This is a genomic window from Segniliparus sp. (assembly GCF_051660745.1).
GTDB lineage: Bacteria > Actinomycetota > Actinomycetes > Mycobacteriales > Mycobacteriaceae > Segniliparus.
In genome coordinates, this window is record NZ_JBOFQF010000042.1 from 82,915 (window position 1) to 99,247 (window position 16,333).

The 16,333-nt window shown below is 66.7% G+C and carries 18 protein-coding genes; all 18 read right to left on the bottom strand.

From position 1 onward, the window contains the following. Positions 1 to 97: 97 nt before the first annotated feature. Positions 98 to 1,369, bottom strand: a complete 1,272-nt coding sequence (gene murA, locus ACRC20_RS14655) for a UDP-N-acetylglucosamine 1-carboxyvinyltransferase (RefSeq protein ID WP_438687122.1) — start codon at positions 1,367 to 1,369, stop codon at positions 98 to 100. 33 nt (positions 1,370 to 1,402) lie between these two features. Further along, positions 1,403 to 1,798, bottom strand: coding sequence for a F0F1 ATP synthase subunit epsilon (locus ACRC20_RS14660; RefSeq protein WP_438687123.1), 396 nt, complete (start codon positions 1,796 to 1,798; stop codon positions 1,403 to 1,405). 6 nt (positions 1,799 to 1,804) lie between these two features. Next, positions 1,805 to 3,253 (bottom strand): F0F1 ATP synthase subunit beta, encoded by a 1,449-nt coding sequence (gene atpD, locus ACRC20_RS14665; RefSeq protein ID WP_438687124.1) that lies wholly within the window; start codon positions 3,251 to 3,253, stop codon positions 1,805 to 1,807. 5 nt (positions 3,254 to 3,258) lie between these two features. Further along, positions 3,259 to 4,230 (bottom strand): F0F1 ATP synthase subunit gamma, encoded by a 972-nt coding sequence (locus ACRC20_RS14670; RefSeq protein ID WP_438687125.1) that lies wholly within the window; start codon positions 4,228 to 4,230, stop codon positions 3,259 to 3,261. 3 nt (positions 4,231 to 4,233) lie between these two features. Continuing rightward, the gene (gene atpA / locus ACRC20_RS14675; RefSeq protein WP_438687126.1) at positions 4,234 to 5,865 is read right to left on the bottom strand and encodes a F0F1 ATP synthase subunit alpha; all 1,632 of its coding nucleotides are present in this window, start codon (positions 5,863 to 5,865) and stop codon (positions 4,234 to 4,236) included. Positions 5,866 to 5,916: 51 nt separating this feature from the next. Next, complete coding sequence (locus ACRC20_RS14680; RefSeq protein WP_438687127.1) at positions 5,917 to 6,765, bottom strand: F0F1 ATP synthase subunit delta; 849 nt, start codon at positions 6,763 to 6,765, stop codon at positions 5,917 to 5,919. Continuing rightward, positions 6,762 to 7,304, bottom strand: a complete 543-nt coding sequence (locus tag ACRC20_RS14685) for a F0F1 ATP synthase subunit B family protein (RefSeq protein ID WP_438687128.1) — start codon at positions 7,302 to 7,304, stop codon at positions 6,762 to 6,764. Before ACRC20_RS14685 ends, ACRC20_RS14680 begins: the two co-directional genes overlap by 4 nt. Before the next feature lie 3 nt (positions 7,305 to 7,307). Further along, positions 7,308 to 7,832 (bottom strand): F0F1 ATP synthase subunit B, encoded by a 525-nt coding sequence (locus ACRC20_RS14690; protein WP_438687129.1) that lies wholly within the window; start codon positions 7,830 to 7,832, stop codon positions 7,308 to 7,310. A gap of 25 nt (positions 7,833 to 7,857) precedes the next feature. Beyond that, positions 7,858 to 8,133, bottom strand: coding sequence for a F0F1 ATP synthase subunit C (locus ACRC20_RS14695; RefSeq protein ID WP_438687130.1), 276 nt, complete (start codon positions 8,131 to 8,133; stop codon positions 7,858 to 7,860). 132 nt (positions 8,134 to 8,265) lie between these two features. Then, entirely contained in the window at positions 8,266 to 9,027 is a 762-nt protein-coding gene (gene atpB / locus ACRC20_RS14700) for a F0F1 ATP synthase subunit A (protein ID WP_438687131.1), read from the bottom strand. Then, positions 9,024 to 9,470: an ATP synthase subunit I gene (locus tag ACRC20_RS14705; RefSeq protein WP_438687132.1), complete on the bottom strand. Its 447-nt coding sequence runs from the start codon at positions 9,468 to 9,470 to the stop codon at positions 9,024 to 9,026. The genes atpB and ACRC20_RS14705 overlap by 4 nt, the downstream gene beginning before the upstream one ends. Next, positions 9,467 to 9,733 carry an AtpZ/AtpI family protein gene (locus ACRC20_RS14710; protein WP_438687133.1) on the bottom strand — a complete coding sequence of 89 codons (267 nt, stop codon included), beginning with the start codon at positions 9,731 to 9,733 and terminating at the stop codon, positions 9,467 to 9,469. The genes ACRC20_RS14705 and ACRC20_RS14710 overlap by 4 nt, the downstream gene beginning before the upstream one ends. Positions 9,734 to 9,939: 206 nt before the next feature. Next, positions 9,940 to 11,073: an MraY family glycosyltransferase gene (locus ACRC20_RS14715; protein ID WP_438687134.1), complete on the bottom strand. Its 1,134-nt coding sequence runs from the start codon at positions 11,071 to 11,073 to the stop codon at positions 9,940 to 9,942. 50 nt (positions 11,074 to 11,123) lie between these two features. Further along, positions 11,124 to 11,768, bottom strand: coding sequence for an L-threonylcarbamoyladenylate synthase (locus tag ACRC20_RS14720; RefSeq protein WP_438687135.1), 645 nt, complete (start codon positions 11,766 to 11,768; stop codon positions 11,124 to 11,126). Positions 11,769 to 11,805: 37 nt separating this feature from the next. Continuing rightward, positions 11,806 to 12,699: a peptide chain release factor N(5)-glutamine methyltransferase gene (gene prmC / locus ACRC20_RS14725; protein WP_438687136.1), complete on the bottom strand. Its 894-nt coding sequence runs from the start codon at positions 12,697 to 12,699 to the stop codon at positions 11,806 to 11,808. Positions 12,700 to 12,710: 11 nt separating this feature from the next. Further along, entirely contained in the window at positions 12,711 to 13,775 is a 1,065-nt protein-coding gene (gene prfA, locus ACRC20_RS14730; protein ID WP_438687137.1) for a peptide chain release factor 1, read from the bottom strand. 84 nt (positions 13,776 to 13,859) lie between these two features. Next, positions 13,860 to 14,072: a 50S ribosomal protein L31 gene (rpmE, locus tag ACRC20_RS14735; protein WP_438687138.1), complete on the bottom strand. Its 213-nt coding sequence runs from the start codon at positions 14,070 to 14,072 to the stop codon at positions 13,860 to 13,862. Between the two features lie 133 nt (positions 14,073 to 14,205). Continuing rightward, on the bottom strand, positions 14,206 to 16,023 hold the full coding sequence (rho, locus tag ACRC20_RS14740; RefSeq protein WP_438687139.1) for a transcription termination factor Rho: 1,818 nt from the start codon (positions 16,021 to 16,023) through the stop codon (positions 14,206 to 14,208). Between the last annotated feature and the right edge of the window lie 310 nt (positions 16,024 to 16,333).

Consider the following 16,333-nt stretch of genomic DNA (forward strand, 5'->3'; position numbering starts at 1 on the left):
TGCTCAGCGTTTCCGCTTCGCTTGCTCGGCGCTTCCGCACCGGCCTGATGAATGTACACCGGTCATTTCGCGGATGTCAACTCCGCAGGTCAGAGCGTTAAAGGCCTGTTTTGACCCGTTCGATGGACGCGCCGAGCCGGTTCAGGTTCTCCACGAAAAGGGGGTAGCCCCGATCGACGTGGTGGACTTCGTGAACTTCGGTGACCCCATCCGCGACGAGACCGGCGAGCACCAAACCCGCCGCCGCTCGAATGTCGGAAGCCCACACCGGCGCGCTCGACAATTGGGGCACGCCCCGCACAACCGCGTGATGGCCATCCGTGTGCGCGTCCGCGCCAAGCCGGATCATCTCTTCAACAAACCGGAACCGCGCTTCGAACACGTTTTCGGTGATGATCGAGACCCCTTGCGAGACAGCTGCCAACGCGATCGCGATGGGCTGCAGGTCGGTCGGGAATCCGGGGAACGGCAAAGTCGCGTAGTTCACCCCGTTCGGGCGTTCGATCTGGTTGACCCGGAAGCCGTCCTTCTCCTCGGTCACCTCCGCGCCGACATCGCGCAATTTGCCGAGCACAACCCGCAGATGCTCGGGATCGACCCCGTTCACATGCACGTCTCCCCCGGTCAACGCGGCCGCCATGCCCCAGGTCGCCCCGACGATCCGGTCCCCGATCACGCTGTGCTCCACGGGTTCGAGCCGTTCGACGCCTTCGACTTTGATGACCGAGGTCCCCGCGCCCTCGATCTTCGCCCCCATTTTTGTCAACATGTCGCAGAGATCGACGATCTCCGGCTCGCGCGCGACGTTCTCGATCACCGTGCGGCCCTTCGCCAGCACGGCCGCCATCAAAATGTTTTCCGTCGCGCCGACCGAGGGGAATTCCAAAAGAATCTCCGCCCCATGCAGGTCGTCCGCCTCGGCGATCACTTGGCCGTGCTCGATGGAGCAATGCGCCCCAAGTTTTCGAAGGCCTGCTTGGTGCATGTCGAGCGGGCGGGAGCCGATGGCGTCGCCGCCGGGAAGCGCGACAACGGCTTTCTTGCATCGCGCGATGAGCGGCCCGAGCACGCAGACCGACGCGCGGAACTGCCTGACCGCAGGAAAATCCGCTTGATATTTGGGCTCTGCGGGAGTGTCGATGTGGACGACGTCGCCTTCGAGCTCGACCGAGCAGCCCAGTCCGCGGAGGACTTCCGCCATGAACGGGACGTCCAGAATGTCCGGGCAGTTCGCGATGGTCGTGGTCCCCTCCGCGAGGAGGGCCGCCGCCATCAGCTTGAGCACGCTGTTTTTCGCCCCGCTCACGTGGACGTCTCCTACGAGACGCGCTCCGCCAGTCACCCGGAAATATTCGGTGTGCTCGCTCACAGGCTCAGCGTACCCCTTGCGCAGGTAATGGTCTTAATGGCTTGTGCCAACTCGGCTGGTCTCGGAGAGAAGCGAGGCGTTGAGCCTGGCCTGGGCCTTCAAGTACTCCGCCGTGCCTTCCGTCGCGCCGGCGAGAATCGCCTCCTGCTCGGCGGCGTTGACGTCTTTCGCCCATTGGGCGTCTTCGGCGAGGATCGTGACCAGCGTCGGAGTGATCGAGATGAACCCACCGTCGACCGCCGCGACATGCCGTCCGCCCTCGGGGTCGACGATGGTCACGGTGTAACCCTCGGCGAGCTGCCCGAACACCGGAATGTGCCCGGGCAGGACGCCGATCTCCCCGACCGTGGTGCGCGCGAGCACTTCCACGGCGGGGCCGTTCCAGAACTTCTCCTCGACGGAGATCAGCTCGACAGTGAACTCAGACATCTGCTCCTACTTCTTGGAGAGCTTCTTCGCGGCGGCCTCGACGTCGTCCAGCCCGCCGAGGCTGTTGAAGGCCTGCTCCGGGTAGTGGTCGAACTCGCCCTTGCAGACCCGGTCGAAGGCTTCGATGGTGTCGCGCAGCGGCACGACCGAGCCCGGCTGGCCGGTGAACTTCTCGGCCACGATGAAGTTCTGGCCGAGGAATTTCTGGAGCCTGCGGGCGCGGCCGACGAGGACCTTGTCCTCCTCGGAGAGCTCGTCCATGCCGAGGATGGCGATGATGTCCTGCAGCTCTTTGTACTTCTGCAGGATCCGCTTGACCTCGTTGGCGACCCGGAAGTGCTCGTCGCCGACGATCGAGGCCTCAAGAATACGAGAGGTCGAGGTCAGCGGGTCCACAGCGGGGTAGATGCCGAGCTGGGAGATCGGCCGGGAGAGCTCGGTCGTCGCGTCGAGGTGCGCGAAGGTCGTCGCCGGAGCCGGGTCGGTGTAGTCGTCGGCAGGCACGTAGATGGCCTGCAGCGAGGTGATCGAACGGCCTCGGGTCGAGGTGATGCGCTCCTGGAGCTGGCCCATCTCGTCGGCGAGGGTCGGCTGGTAGCCCACGGCCGAAGGCATACGGCCGAGCAGCGTGGACACCTCGGAGCCCGCCTGGGTGAACCGGAAGATGTTGTCGATGAAGAGCAGCACGTCCTGGCCCTGCACGTCGCGGAAGTACTCCGCCATCGTCAGCGCGGAGAGCGCGACCCGCATACGGGTGCCGGGCGGCTCGTCCATCTGGCCGAAGACGAGGGCGGTGTCTTGGAGCACGCCCATCTCTTCCATCTCGAGCTTGAGGTCGGTGCCCTCACGGGTGCGCTCCCCCACGCCTGCGAACACCGAGGTGCCGGAGAACTCGCGGGCGATACGGGTGATCATCTCCTGGATGAGCACCGTCTTGCCGACACCAGCGCCGCCGAAGAGGCCGATCTTGCCGCCCTTCACGTACGGGGTCAGCAGGTCGATGACCTTGATGCCGGTCTCGAGGATCTCGGTCTTGCCCTCGAGCTGGTCGAAGGTCGGGGGCTTGCGGTGGATGCCCCACTGCTCGCCGTCGCGGCCCGTGCCCGGGGTGTCGAGGCAGTCGCCGAGGGTGTTGAAGACGTGGCCCTTGACGACGTCGCCGACCGGGACGGAGATGGGCTTGCCGGTGTCGATCACCGGAACGCCCCGGACCAGGCCGTCGGTCTGCTGCATCGAGATGGTGCGCACGATGTTGTCGCCGAGGTGCTGGGCGACCTCGAGGGTCAGGGTCTTGGCGACCGAGGGCAGGGTCACTTCGACATGCAGCGCGTTGAAGAGCTCGGGGACGGAGTCGCGGGGGAACTCGACGTCCACGACGGCGCCGATGACGCGGACGACGCGCCCGGCTCCGCGCTTCGCGGACTCAGCGGTGCTGGATTGCAGTGTTGCGGTCACTTTTCTTAGCCTCTTCCTGCGCTAGACGACAACGCGCCAGCGCCACCGACGATTTCACTGATTTCTTGGGTGATCTGGGCCTGGCGGAGTTGGTTCGCCTGGCGGGTCAAAGTCTTGGCCAATTCGCTCGCGTTGTCCGTCGCCGCCTTCATCGCGGTGCGCCGGGCAGCGGACTCCGCGGCGGCCGCGTCGAGCAGCGACGCGTACACCCGGGAGCTCAAATACTTCGGCAGAAGCGCGCCGAGCAGATCGTCGGCCTCGGGCTCGAACTCGTACTCGGTCGTGTCGCCCTCCTCGGCCGACGAGCTCTTCTCGGCCGGAGTCGCGAGCTCGTCCTCGTCGGAGTACTCGATGTCGAGCGGCGCAAGGCGGCGGGCCTTGGGCCGCTGGGTGAGCATCGAGACGAACTGCGTGTAGACGATGTGCAGCTCGTCGACGCCTTCCGTGGTCCCCGAGCCGTCGTACGAGTCGATCTCGGACCCCGAGCCTGCGAGGAACAGCTCGACGAGGTGCTTGCTCGCCTGCGCGGCGTCGCTGTAGTCCGGCTGCTGGGAGAAACCGGTCCAGGAGCCGACGACCTTGCGGTGGCGGAAGCCGTAGTAGCTGACGCCCTTCTGGCCGAGCACGAAGACCACCGGCTCCTTGCCCTCTTGGCGCAGCTTCGCGTACAAAGCCTCAGCCTCTTTGAAGACGTTGGAGTTGTAGCCGCCGCACATGCCTCGGTCGCTCGTCACAACGAGCACGCCCGCGCGCTTCGGCTCGGTCCGAGCCGTCAGCAGCGGGTGGTCCAGCGACGTCGACGCGTTGGCCAACGAGGTGAGGACCTCAGTGATCTTCTCCGCGTACGGGCGCGACGCGGCAACCCGCGCCTGCGCCTTCGTGATGCGCGAGGTTGCGATCAGCTCCTGCGCCTTGGTGATCTTCTTGGTGGAGTTGACCGACCGGATGCGCGAGCGGAGCTCACGGATGCTGGCCATGGATCAACCCTTCTTCTTAATGGTCACCGTCTCGGCTTCCTCATGCTCCAGGGCCTCGGCCTCGGACTTGTCCACGACGCTGCTGCCGTCCGTGGCGACGAAGCCGCGCTTGAACTTGACCGTCGCCTCGACAAGCGAGTGCGCCTGGTCGCCGTCGATGGCGGCCTTGCCGCCCGCGATCGCCGAGTAGACGCCCTGCGCGTGCTGGTGCAGGTATTCGAGCAGCTCGGCGTTGAAGCGGCGGACATCGCCGACCGGCACCGAGTCGTAGTGGCCTTCGCCCGCGAGGTAGATGGACACGATCTGGTCTTCCACCGCCACCGGGGAGTACTGGTCCTGCTTGAGCAGCTCCACCCAGCGGGCGCCGCGCTCGAGCTGGGCCTTCGAAGCCGCGTCGAGGTCGGAGGCGAAGGCCGCGAAGGCTTCGAGCTCGCGGTACTGGGCGAGTTCGAGGCGCAGCGAGCCGGACACCTTCTTGAGGCCCTTCGTCTGGGCGGCGCCGCCGACTCGGGAGACCGAGATGCCGACGTTGATCGCCGGGCGCACGCCCTTGTTGAACAGGTCGGACTCGAGGAAGACCTGGCCGTCGGTGATGGAGATGACGTTGGTCGGGATGAAGGCGGACACGTCGTTCGCCTTCGTCTCGATGATCGGCAGGCCGGTCATCGAACCGCCGCCAAGCTCGTCCGAGAGCTTCGCGCAACGCTCCAGGAGGCGGGAGTGCAAGTAGAAGACGTCGCCGGGGTATGCCTCGCGGCCCGGCGGGCGGCGCAGCAGCAGGGAGATGGCGCGGTACGCCTCGGCCTGCTTGGTGAGGTCGTCGAAGACGATGAGCACGTGCTTGCCCGCGTACATCCAGTGCTGGCCGATAGCCGAGCCGGTGTAGGGGGCGAGCCACTTGAAGCCTGCGGAGTCGGACGCGGGGGCGGCGACGATGGTGGTGTACTCCATCGCGCCCGCAGCCTCGAGAGCGGTCTTGACGCCCGCGATGGTGGAGCCCTTCTGGCCGATCGCCACGTAGATGCAGCGCACCTGCTTGGTGGGGTCGCCGGTCTCCCAGTTCGCCTTCTGGTTGAGGATCGCGTCGATGCAGACCGCGGTCTTGCCGGTCTTGCGGTCGCCGATGACCAGCTGGCGCTGGCCCCGGCCGATCGCGGTCATCGAGTCGATGGCGATGATGCCCGTCGCGAGGGACTCTTCGACCGGCTGGCGCTGGAGCACCGAGGCGGCCTGGAGCTCGAGCACGCGGTTCGAGTCGGAGGCGATGTCGCCGAGGCCGTCGATCGGCTGGCCGAGCGGGTTGACGACCCGGCCGAGGAACGCGTCGCCGACCGGGACGGAGAGCACGTCGCCGGTGCGCTTGACCTGCTGGCCCGCCTCGATGTGCTCGAAGTCGCCGAGGATGACCACACCGACGTTGTCCTCTTCGAGGTTCAACGCCACCCCGAGCACCCCGCCGGGGAACTCCAGCAGCTCGTTGGTCATGACCGAGGGCAGGCCGCTCACGTGCGCGATGCCGTCGCTGGTGTCGATGACCTCGCCGATCTCCTCACGAGCCGACTCGGGGGTGAAAGAGGCGACGTACTGCTCGATCGCGCTCTGGATCTCTGCGGGGGAGATGGTCAGTTCTGCCATGTCTTCGCGTTCCTTACTTCCTGTTTTACGTTCGTCTAAGTTCGGGGTGGTCTAGTTCGGCAATTCGGTGGCAGCGGTGGCGAGCTTCGCAGCGATCGTCCCGTCGATCACCTCGTCGGCCACCGTGACCCGCAAACCGCCGATCACCTCGGGGTCCACGTCGATCTGCACCGAGATCGGCCTGCCGTAGATCTTGCCGAGCGCTGCCTGCAGACGCGAGATCTGCGCGTCGTTGAGCGCGATCGCGGCCACCACATGCGCCACCGACTCTCCTCGGCGGCTCGCCGCGAGCTCGGCGAGCAACGACACCGTCCGGTCCAGGCTGTGGTCTTGGTCGAAGGTGTGGAAAACCACCGCGCGACGCAGCAGCTTCGCGGTCACGCCGGTCGTCTTCCCGGAGATCACCCGGTCCAAGAGCTGGAGACGGCCCTCGATCGGCGCCACTCGGTCGCTCAGGTGCCCGTTCAGCTCGGCGTTCGCCTCCAAAAGGCGGCCGAAGCGGAACAGCTCGTCCTCGACTTCTTCCAGCTGGCCTGCCCGCTCCGCGTCGATGAGCAGGCTCAGATTGCCGAGCTGCCCCAACGCGAGGGTCAGATCCCAGCCGCTCGACCATTCCTCGCGGGCCGCCGCTCGGACCACGTCCAGAGCCGGGGCCCCGATTTTGCCGGACAAGACGGAGTCGACAAGGCCCGCCTTGCGCTCGCTGCCCTCGCCGGAGTCCGCGAGCGCCTGCCGAAGGGCGTGGTTCTGACGGAGCAGCCTCGCGACCTGGCTCAAGTCCTCGAAGAGCTCGCCGAGCTCGGCGGAGCTCAGCCCGGCCGCGCGGGCGTCGAACTGCTGCTTGACCGATTGGAAAGCGTTGCGGCTCGTCGCGCGGATAGTGCTGGTCGTGTGGATCATGCCGCACCTCCCGAAGACGCCGCGTTGTTCGCGAGCGCCTCAAGCTCGTCGATGAAGCTGTCGATGCTGCTCGAACGGGCCTCGTCAGTCGAAAGACGCTGCTGCACGATCGCAGCCGCGCCGCCGTGGACCGCGTTGCCGAGTTCGACACGCAGCTCGCGGGTCAGCTGCTGGCGGTGCAGGAGCGCCTGCTCCTGCCCGTGCTGCTTGACGCGGGCGACTTCGACCTGCGTCTGCTCGCGCAACGCGGCAAGGATCTTCACCGAGTCCTCTTTCGCCTCGGCGCGCAGCTGCTCGCCCTCGGCGCGCGCCTTCGCGACCGCGTCGGCGTACTCCTGCTCGGCCTTCTTCCGCGCGCCCGCGGCCTGCTCGGCCTCGGCGATCTGGTGGCGGACCTGGTCCTGCTGCTTCGCCATGACTGCCTTGAGCGGCGGAGCGACGTATTTGACGATGACAAAGACGATCGCGGCGAAGCCGAGGAGCTGACCGCCGAAGACGGCCCAGTCCAATGTCACATGAAACGGTTCCACGTGCAGCACGGGTCAGCTCCTTCCCGCGAGGTCGTGCTCAAGCCCGTCGGCGATTGAGACCCCGGCTCCGTTGTTCAACACCTTGCCCGCGAGCTCTTCGGACAGCGGTCCGACCGAGCCTTTGAGCTCGGCGCTGATCCGGTCCGCCTGCGCCCGCAGCTCGCCGTCGACCTGCGCTTGCGCCTGGTCGGCCTCGGCCTGCGCGGCGGCGCGGGCTTCGCCGAGCGCCTTCTGCCCTTCAGCTCGCGCCTGGTCCCTGATCGAGGTGGCCTCGGTCCGCGCCCCGGACAGCTCCTCGGAGTATTTCCGCTGGGCGTTCCGGAGGGCTTCTGCGGCCTTCTGGTTGTCCTCGTTCGTCTTCACAGCCTGCGCCTCGCGGGCTTGAAGCACCGATTGGATCGGCGGAACGACAAACTTCCAGATGACTGCGAGCACGATCAAGAAGATGACGAGCTCCACAAGGAAGGTGCCGTTGGGGATGAGGAAGTTGTCCTTCTTCTCCCCTTCGGCGAGCACGGAGACGGTCGTCAGAGTCATGGGTTTTCGCGTCCTATTTCGCTACTTACTGAGTCGGGAGCAGGCCAGGGGTGGCGAAGGCGAAGAACGCCATGAACGCGAGGTTGATGAAGTACATAGCCTCACAAAGGCCGACCGTGATGAAGAACGGGGTGAAAAGCCGTCCCTGCGCCTCCGGCTGCCGAGCGACGCCAGCGATCAGCTGGCCGCCGGCCAGACCGTCGCCGATCGCAGCGCCCATGGCGCCGCCGCCGAGCATGATACCGCCGCCGACGAGAGCGCCAGCAGTGATGAGCGCGTTCGCGCCTTGCACATCAGCCATGAGTGTTCCTTTTCCTCATACTTCTCCGCGCGTGCTGCGCGGGTGTGTTTTCATTTTTGGGGTTTTACGCTGTGCCAGGGCGGCGAGTTCCCCGCCGCCAGTTGTCAGGATGTCCTGCTCAGAGCTTTCTGCTCAGTGGTGCTCGTCCTCCAGCTCCATGGATTGGCTGAAGTACAAGACGGTGAGCAAGGCGAAGATGAACGCCTGGATCAAGCCGACGAAGAGGTCGAAGAGCTTCCAGATCGCGTTCGGCCCCCACTGGATGTACCAGGGGAACATCGCGATGAGCGCCACCATGATGCCGCCCGCGAACATGTTGCCGAAAAGACGGAGGGAGAGCGAGATGGGCTTCGCGAGCTCTTCGATGATGTTGATGATGAAGAGGATCGGCGAGTGGCCCTTGACGACCTGCTTGAGGTGCTGGCCGACGCCGCCGCGCCTGCGGACGCCCGCCACGTGGTAGAAGACGAACACGAACAGCGCCAAGGCCAGCGTGAAGTTGATGTCGGAGGCAGGCGGCTTGATCAGCTCCTCGTCGCCGATCTGCAAGGGCACCACAGAGAGCCAGTTGGAGATCAGGATGAAGACGAAGATGGTGACCGCGAGCGGCAGCACGAAGGGCGCGACTTTCAAACCGATGGCGCTCTCGATCTGCCCCCGCATCTGCACTGTGATCGCCTCGAAGAAGAGCTGCACCCCGCCCGGCACGCCGGAGGTGACTTTCGCGCGCAAGTAGAACGCGAGGCCGAGGACGATGGCGGCGGAGACGACCGTCGCCAAGATCGTGTCGAGGTTGAACGACAAGCCGAACAACTCGGCCTTCCAGTGCTCGCCGACCTTGATGGAGGATTCGGCGAGAAGGCGGGTTTGAGCCAAAGGAACCTGGTCAGTCATGAGTGCTGGCGAAGTCCTTTCAGAACGGGCACGGAAGTGTTGACCAGGAAAATAACCTGGAAGACCGCGAGGCCGAGGAAAACTCCCAGTCCATCTGGCCGGTCGAGGAACCCTACCACAAGCGCTAAGAGCGAAATGACGCCCAGTCGCTTGAAGGAGGAGACTGCCAAAAGCGCCTTGCTCGGATTGGCTTCAGCGGTCACTTTCGCCACCGCGCGCTGGACCATCCAGAGGTTGGCGAGGCCGAGCACAAGCCCGAAACAGGCGTACACGCCCATGAACGGGTGGCGCAGGGCGCTGCACGCCGCGATGAAGACCATGCCGAACACCACCGAGACGATGATGGGCCATTGCAGGCTCAGGGACGCGACCGGCATGACGAACCCGTCATGCTCCTCGGGAGCCCCTTCCGAGCCCTGCGGAGCGGGAGTCTGCTCGCTCAACCCAGTGCCTCCTTGCAACTCGGGCCCTCCTCGGGGTGGTGCTTCTCAGCTTCGGAGTCCGCTTTCGCGAACCGGCGCACTTGGAGCGCGATCATCGTGGCCGCGCCGACGACGCCAATCGCGAGACCGGCGAACAGAAGGGCGGGAGACGTGTCCCAGAGCCCGTCGAGCAGATACCCGACGACCAAGCCCAGGACCACCGACCCGGCGACAGAAGCGCCAAGGCCGATCAATTCCCGCGAGCTCGGGCCAGAAGCGGCCATCTCTGTGCTCCAGCTCCTTCCGGTTCAGCAGTCTGTGGGGCGGCAGGGCGACTGCCGGGGTCCGACGCGGCCCCCTTCTCGCCCTCAACCGATATCGGGTCCCGATAGCGGTTGAACTGCAATAACCTCGTCGCGCAGCAGATTACCACAGCGGAAAACCACCTGTCCACTACGGGTCGTAGTAGCTCTTGTCCCGAGCGGCCCCGTCACTTGCCGCGCGAGCGTTTGAGCTTCGGCCACACCGTGACCAGTCCGGCGGCCAAGAGCCCTGCGACGGTCAGCGCGAGAACGGCCAGCCTCGGGAACCGGGTGCTCGCCACCACGCCGAAGGTGAGCACCCAGACCCACAAGTAGAAGACCAGCACCGCGCGCGGATGGCTGTGCCCGAGCGCGATCATCCGATGGTGCAGATGCAGCTTGTCCGTCGTGCCGAACGGGCTCTGCCCCGCCCGCACCCGCCTGACCACGGCCAAAAGCACGTCGAGGAACGGCACGAACAGCGTCGCCACCACCAAGAGCAGCGGGGCGAGCAGGGCGTATCCGTCGGTCGTGCCGAACGCGGCCTGGGTGATCCGCCCCGAGGCCGACGTGGCCCCTGCCGAGAGCATGAGCCCGATGAGCATCGCCCCCGAGTCCCCCATGAAGATTTTGGCGGGGTGGAAATTGTGCGGCAAGAATCCGAAGCAGGTCCCCGCGAGCGCGGCCGAGATCAGCGCGGGCGGATAGCTCCCGACGTCCCCGCCCTGCTTCTGCAAGAGACCGATGGAGAAGAGGCAGATCCCCGCGCTGACGATGAACCCCAATCCGGCGGCGAGGCCGTCGAGCCCGTCGATGAAATTCATCGCGTTGATCGCGAGCACGGTGACGCCCGCCGTGATGAGCCCCCCTTGGAGCCGGTCGAGCACAACGACGCCGACATCGCTGAACGGCACATAGAGGTACTCCCAGGACAGGCCGAGGAGCACGAGCACCGCCGCAGACGTCAACTGGCCGACCAATTTGGTCGCCCAGTCCAGCTCGAACTGGTCGTCAATGGCGCCGACCAGGACGATGATCCCGCCCGCGACCATCACCGCCGCCATGTCCGTCGAATACGAGAAGCCTCGTTTGAGCGCGGGGAGCTGGGACGCGAGCAAGAGCGCCGCCACCACGGCGGTGTACATCGCGACCCCGCCCATCCGGGGGGTCGGGATATGGTGCATGTCCCGTTCCCTCGGCACATGCACCGCCCCCGCCTTGACCGCCGCCGCGCCGACCGCCCCGGTCAAGAAATACGTGACCACGGCCGCCGTGAGAAAGACCAGGGCGAGCTCGCGATACGGGACGCCCAGTAAGTACACCCTCAGGAGATTACCTTTCCCGACCTGAGAGACGACTGAGGCGCGATGGCTCAGAGCGCAGAAACGCCCAAGACCTCGGCGATCCGGGCGGAGGACAACGCCCCCTCGCGGAGCACTCTCGGCTGCCCGCCGGAGGACAGGTCGAGGATGGTGGACGGCTCGCCGAGCGGAGCGGCCCCGGATTCGAGGTACACGGCCACCGAGTCGCCGAGCTGCTCCTTTGCCTCGGCCGCCGTCTTCGCGGGCGCCTGCCCGGAACGGTTCGCGCTGGACACCGCCATCGGCCCGACTTTGCCGAGCACCTGCAGCGCGACCGGGTGCAGCGGCATGCGCACCATCACCGTGCCCCTGGTCTCCCCCAGGTCCCAGGCCAGCGACGGCGCGACAGGCAGCACCAACGAGAGCGGGCCCGGCCAGAACGCGTGGACGAGCTGCCAGGCTTGGTCGGTGACCGTCGACGCGAGGCCCTCGATCGTCGCCCAGGAGCCGACCAGCACCGGGGTCGGCATATCCCTGCCCCGCCCTTTGGCGGCCAGCAGCGCGGCCACCGCGCCCTGGTCGAAGGCATCGCAGCCGAGCCCGTACACCGTGTCGGTCGGGATCACCACGAGATGCCCGCCCTGCGCGGCGGCGGTCGCCGCGCCGACGCCGCTCTCCCTGCCGTGCTCGGTCGAACAGTCGTACACAATGCTCATCGGGCCGCGCTCCTCGCCTGCTCGTCGCGCTCGATGCTCATGCGCGCTTCCCGGTCACGAATCTCGGCCGCCCCGACAGATCGTTCATCGTCTTGACATCGCGGAATCTTCCGTCTTGGGCGAAAAGCTCCCGGACCCGGTCCGCGTGCCCCTCGTCGTGCTCCACGCCGAACGCGCCGCCCGGCTTGAGCCATCGCGCGATATTGCCGACCAGGCCGGTGATGACGTCGAGCCCGTCCGGGCCCGCGAACACGGCTTGCGGCGGGTCGAAATCGGCGACCTCGGGGGGCGTCGGGGTGCCCGATGGCACATACGGCGGATTGGCGACGACCAGGTCCACCTCGGCGTCCGTCTCCGACAGGAGCGCCTGGTCGGTCACATCGCCCTCGACGACGCGGGCGGGCGGGCGGGAGCCGGATGCGTCCGCTTGCACGTTCTTGCGCGCCCACACCAGCGCCTCCGGGTCGTTCTCCACGAGCGTCACCCGCGCCTCCGGCACGCTGCGCGCGACGGAGAGGCCGAGCGAGCCGGAGCCCGCGCACAAGTCGAACACCACCGGCTCCGGAATCTCCCACAGCCTGGCGCGCAACGCCGCCAGCGCCCAGACGTGCAGCTGCTCGGTCTCGGGCCGAGGGATGAACACGCCGGGGCCGACGAGGACTTCGACCGACGCGAAAAAGACTTTGCCGAGCAGATGTTGCAGCGGCACCCGCCGGGAGCGCTCGCGGACCAGCCAGCCGAACCGTTCCCGTTGCTCTTCGGACAGCGAGTCGACCTGCCACACGAATCCCGGCTTCACCCCGAGGACATGGGCTGCCAGCACTCGCGCGTCATGCTCGGGACTGGGCACCCCGGCGGCGCGGAACGTCTGCTCCGCGCTGCGGAGCTCCTCCCTGAGGCTGGGAAGCTTGGCTCGCGGCGAATTCGTCACGAGGAGGGATTCTACTCGCCTGGCTTGAGCTTCAGGCGCAGCTCGGAGAGCATCGGCTCCAGATCTCCTTCGAGCACCATGTCGAGATTGCTCGCCTTGTAGCCGATCCGGTGGTCGGCGATGCGGTTCTCGGGGAAGTTGTAGGTGCGGATCCGCTCGGAGCGGTCCACCGTGCGGATCTGCTCTTTGCGACCCGAAGCCGCGTCGGCGGCGGCCTTCTCCTCGGCGAGCGTCTGCAGCCGCGCCGCCAGCACGACCATCGCCCGCGCCTTGTTCTGGATCTGGGAGCGCTCGTTCTGGCAGGTCACCACGAGCCCGGTGGGCAGGTGGGTGAGTCGGACGGCCGAGTCCGTGGTGTTCACGCCCTGGCCGCCCTTGCCGGAGGAGCGGTACACGTCGACGCGCAGCTCGGACTCGTCGATGACGATCTCCGGCGCGTCTTCGGGCTCCGGGTACGCGAGCACTCCGGCTGCCGAGGTGTGGATGCGGCCCTGCGACTCGGTCGCGGGCACCCGCTGCACCCGGTGCACCCCGCCTTCGTGCTTCAGCCACGCCCACACGCCCTGCGCGGGCGTCTGGTCGCCCCCGGTGCGTTTGATCGAGATGGTCGCGTCCTTGACGCCGCCGAGGTCCGACTCGGCCATGCTCAGCACTTCGATGCGCCAACGACGGCGCTCGGCGAATTTCGTGTACATACGGATGAGATCGCCCGCGAACAGGGCGGACTCCTCGCCGCCAGCGCCAGCCTTCACCTCGAGGACGATGTCCTCGCCGTCGTGCGGGTCGCGGGGCGCGAGCAGCTCGGCCAATTCGGCTTCGAGCTCCGCGATGCGGCCGGTGAGGCGCTCGACTTCTTCACGGGCGAATTCGGGGTCGAGCTCCGCGAGCTCGTGCGCCGCGTCGAGGTCCGCCTTGGCGGCCTCGCGAAGGGCGTGCGCCTCGTAGATCGGCGCGAGCGCGGCGACGCGCTTGCCGACCTTTTTCGCGGCGGCGACATCCTCCTGCAGCGATGGGTCGGCCCAGCGCTGTTGCAGGCTCTCGTACTCGGCGATGAGCTCGTCTAATGAATTCGTCATAGCTATGCGCTCAAGGCGGTCTCTCAAAAAGAGAAGGTCGGCGCGCGCAATGCGTGCGCCGACCTAAGCCTCGTCAGCTGAGCCTTACTTCTTCCGCTTGCCGTAGCGAGCCTCGAAGCGGGCGACACGGCCGCCGGAGTCGAGGATCTTCTGCTTGCCGGTGTAGAACGGGTGGCACGCCGAGCAGACTTCGACCGTGATCGAACCCTTCGTCTCGGTGCTCCGGGTCTGGAACGTGTTGCCACAACCGCAGTTCACGGTCGTCAGCACGTAGTCGGGGTGAATCCCAGTCTTCATGGTTCAGCCTATCGTTGTGGCCCTGGTCTTGGTCAGGGCCGGCTAGTTGGTCGTGTGTGTAACGCGCGGAGCGCGGCCAGTATTCCAGTCTAAGCGGCGACGGGCGGAAACACCAATCGCCGCTGAGCCCGGTTTAGTTGTCCTGGTCGAGCTGGCCGGGAGCAGTCTTGGAAACCTGCACCAGGAACTCGACGTTGGACTTGGTCTTGCGCAACTGCGAGATGAGCAGGTCGATGGCCTGGTGCGTGTCGAGGCCTGAGAGCAGTCTGCGCAGCTTGTGCACGACCTGGAACTCGTCCGAGCCGAGCAGCAGCTCGTCCTTGCGGGTGTTGGACGGGTTCACATCCACGGCGGGGAAGACCCGGCGCTCGGCGACCTTGCGGTCGAGCTTGAGCTCGGCGTTGCCGGTGCCCTTGAACTCCTCGTAGATGACGGTGTCGCCGGTCGAGCCGGTCTCGACCAGCGCGGAGGCGATGATCGTGAGGGACCCGCCGTTCTCGATGTTGCGGGCGGCGCCGAGGAACCGCTTCGGCGGGTAGAGCGCCGTGGCGTCCACACCGCCGGAGAGGATCCGGCCCGAAGCCGGGGAGGCGTTGTTGTACGCCCGGCCCAGACGGGTGATCGAGTCGAGCAGCACCACGACGTCCCTGCCGAGCTCGACGAGGCGCTTCGCCCGCTCGATGGCGAGTTCGGCGACCATGGTGTGGTCGCTCGGCGGCCGGTCGAAGGTCGAGGCGATGACCTCGCCCTTCACCGAGCGCTGCATGTCGGTGACTTCTTCCGGGCGCTCGTCCACGAGCACCACCATCAGGTAGCACTCCGGGTTGTTCTGCGCGATCGCGTTCGCGATGTCCTGCAAAATCGTGGTCTTGCCCGCCTTCGGCGGCGACACGATGAGCGCGCGCTGGCCCTTGCCGATCGGCATGATCAGGTCGATCACACGCGTGGAGAGCCGGTCGGGCGTGGTCTCCAGCCGCAGCCGCTGGTTCGGGTAGAGCGGGGTGAGCTTGGAGAACTCCGGGCGGCGCAGCGCGCGCTCGGGCTCGATGCCGCTCACCGAGTCGATCCGCACCAGCGGGTTGAACTTCTGGCGCTGGTTGCCGCCGTCACCCTGGCCGCCGCTGTCCTTCGGCGCCTTCACGGCGCCGATGATCGCGTCGCCGCGACGAAGGCCGTACTTGCGGATCATGTTCATCGAGACGTACACGTCGCCCTGCCCCGGCACGTAGCCGGAGGTGCGCAGGAACGCGTAGTTGTCCATGAGGTCCAGAATCCCGGCGACGGGCTGGAGCACGTCGTCCTCGCGCGGCGCGGAGACGACGTCGTTCTCGCCGCGCTCGCCGCGTCCGCGACGGCGGTCGCGGTCGCGGAACCGCCTGCCCCGACGGCCACGGCCGCCTTCGTCGTCGTCATCGAAGTCCGCAGCGGCAGAGCGCGGCGCGTTCTGGGCCGTGGAGCCGTTGTCCGAAGCCGCGTGCCCGTTCTCGGCGGGCTGGGCCTCGCCCCGCTCGCCGCGCTCCGCGCCTGCGCCCTCGGCCGAAGGGGCGTTGTCCTGGTCCTGGTCCCGGCGCGAGCCCGAGCGGCGCCTGCGCGAGCTGCGGGAGGAGCGGCGCTCGTCGGACTGGTCGCCGTCGTGCTCTCCCCCGTCCGAGGCCGCCGACGCGGGCTCGGACGACGGCGCGGGCTCGGACGACGGCGCCGCCAGCGTCTGCTGCTCGGCGGGCTGCTCCGCCGGGGCCTTCGCCTCGGCAGGCGCGGAGGCGCGCTTGGCCTGCTTTCCCCCACCGCTGCCCTTCTGCTTGCTCTCGATCGCCTCGATGAGGTCGCTCTTGCGCATGCCGGAAATGCCCGTCAGGCCAAGGCCGGAGGCGATCGACCGGAGCTCGGTGAGGACCATGGTGTTCAACCTGGGGCCAGAGGCCGGAGCGGTCAACAAATCCGTATTGGTCACGGATGATCCTTTCTTGATTTCTTCTCTGAGTCTGAAGTTTTCATCGCGCAGGTTTTCACGGCGCACGACACTCCCGTGGAGCAGAGGCCGTCGGCCCGTCCTCGGGGCATGCGACAACGGCCCACGACCACGTCGCCAACCTTCGCGTGCTGATGCTTCCCTGCGTTCACTGTCTATATCCAGCGGGGACTGCGGCATAAAACCGTTGATCGAAATTGTCGACGAAACGGCAAACGGACTCGAGCGCAACTGCAAAATTGATGATTGCTGCCTCAGCGCAGAATGTCCCTGCTGGACAGCGGCAATTATA

Excerpts from the sequence above, each read along its gene's own strand:
- ACRC20_RS14660 (WP_438687123.1), bottom strand. The coding sequence starts at position 1,798 with ATGTCTGAGTTCACTGTCGAGCTGATCTCCGTCGAGGAGAAGTTCTGG.
- ACRC20_RS14670 (WP_438687125.1), bottom strand. The coding sequence starts at position 4,230 with ATGGCCAGCATCCGTGAGCTCCGCTCGCGCATCCGGTCGGTCAACTCC.
- atpA (WP_438687126.1), bottom strand. The coding sequence starts at position 5,865 with ATGGCAGAACTGACCATCTCCCCCGCAGAGATCCAGAGCGCGATCGAG.
- ACRC20_RS14680 (WP_438687127.1), bottom strand. The coding sequence starts at position 6,765 with ATGATCCACACGACCAGCACTATCCGCGCGACGAGCCGCAACGCTTTC.
- ACRC20_RS14690 (WP_438687129.1), bottom strand. The coding sequence starts at position 7,832 with ATGACTCTGACGACCGTCTCCGTGCTCGCCGAAGGGGAGAAGAAGGAC.
- ACRC20_RS14695 (WP_438687130.1), bottom strand. The coding sequence starts at position 8,133 with ATGGCTGATGTGCAAGGCGCGAACGCGCTCATCACTGCTGGCGCTCTC.
- atpB (WP_438687131.1), bottom strand. The coding sequence starts at position 9,027 with ATGACTGACCAGGTTCCTTTGGCTCAAACCCGCCTTCTCGCCGAATCC.
- ACRC20_RS14710 (WP_438687133.1), bottom strand. The coding sequence starts at position 9,733 with ATGGCCGCTTCTGGCCCGAGCTCGCGGGAATTGATCGGCCTTGGCGCT.
- ACRC20_RS14720 (WP_438687135.1), bottom strand. The coding sequence starts at position 11,768 with ATGAGCATTGTGTACGACTGTTCGACCGAGCACGGCAGGGAGAGCGGC.
- prfA (WP_438687137.1), bottom strand. The coding sequence starts at position 13,775 with ATGACGAATTCATTAGACGAGCTCATCGCCGAGTACGAGAGCCTGCAA.
- rpmE (WP_438687138.1), bottom strand. The coding sequence starts at position 14,072 with ATGAAGACTGGGATTCACCCCGACTACGTGCTGACGACCGTGAACTGC.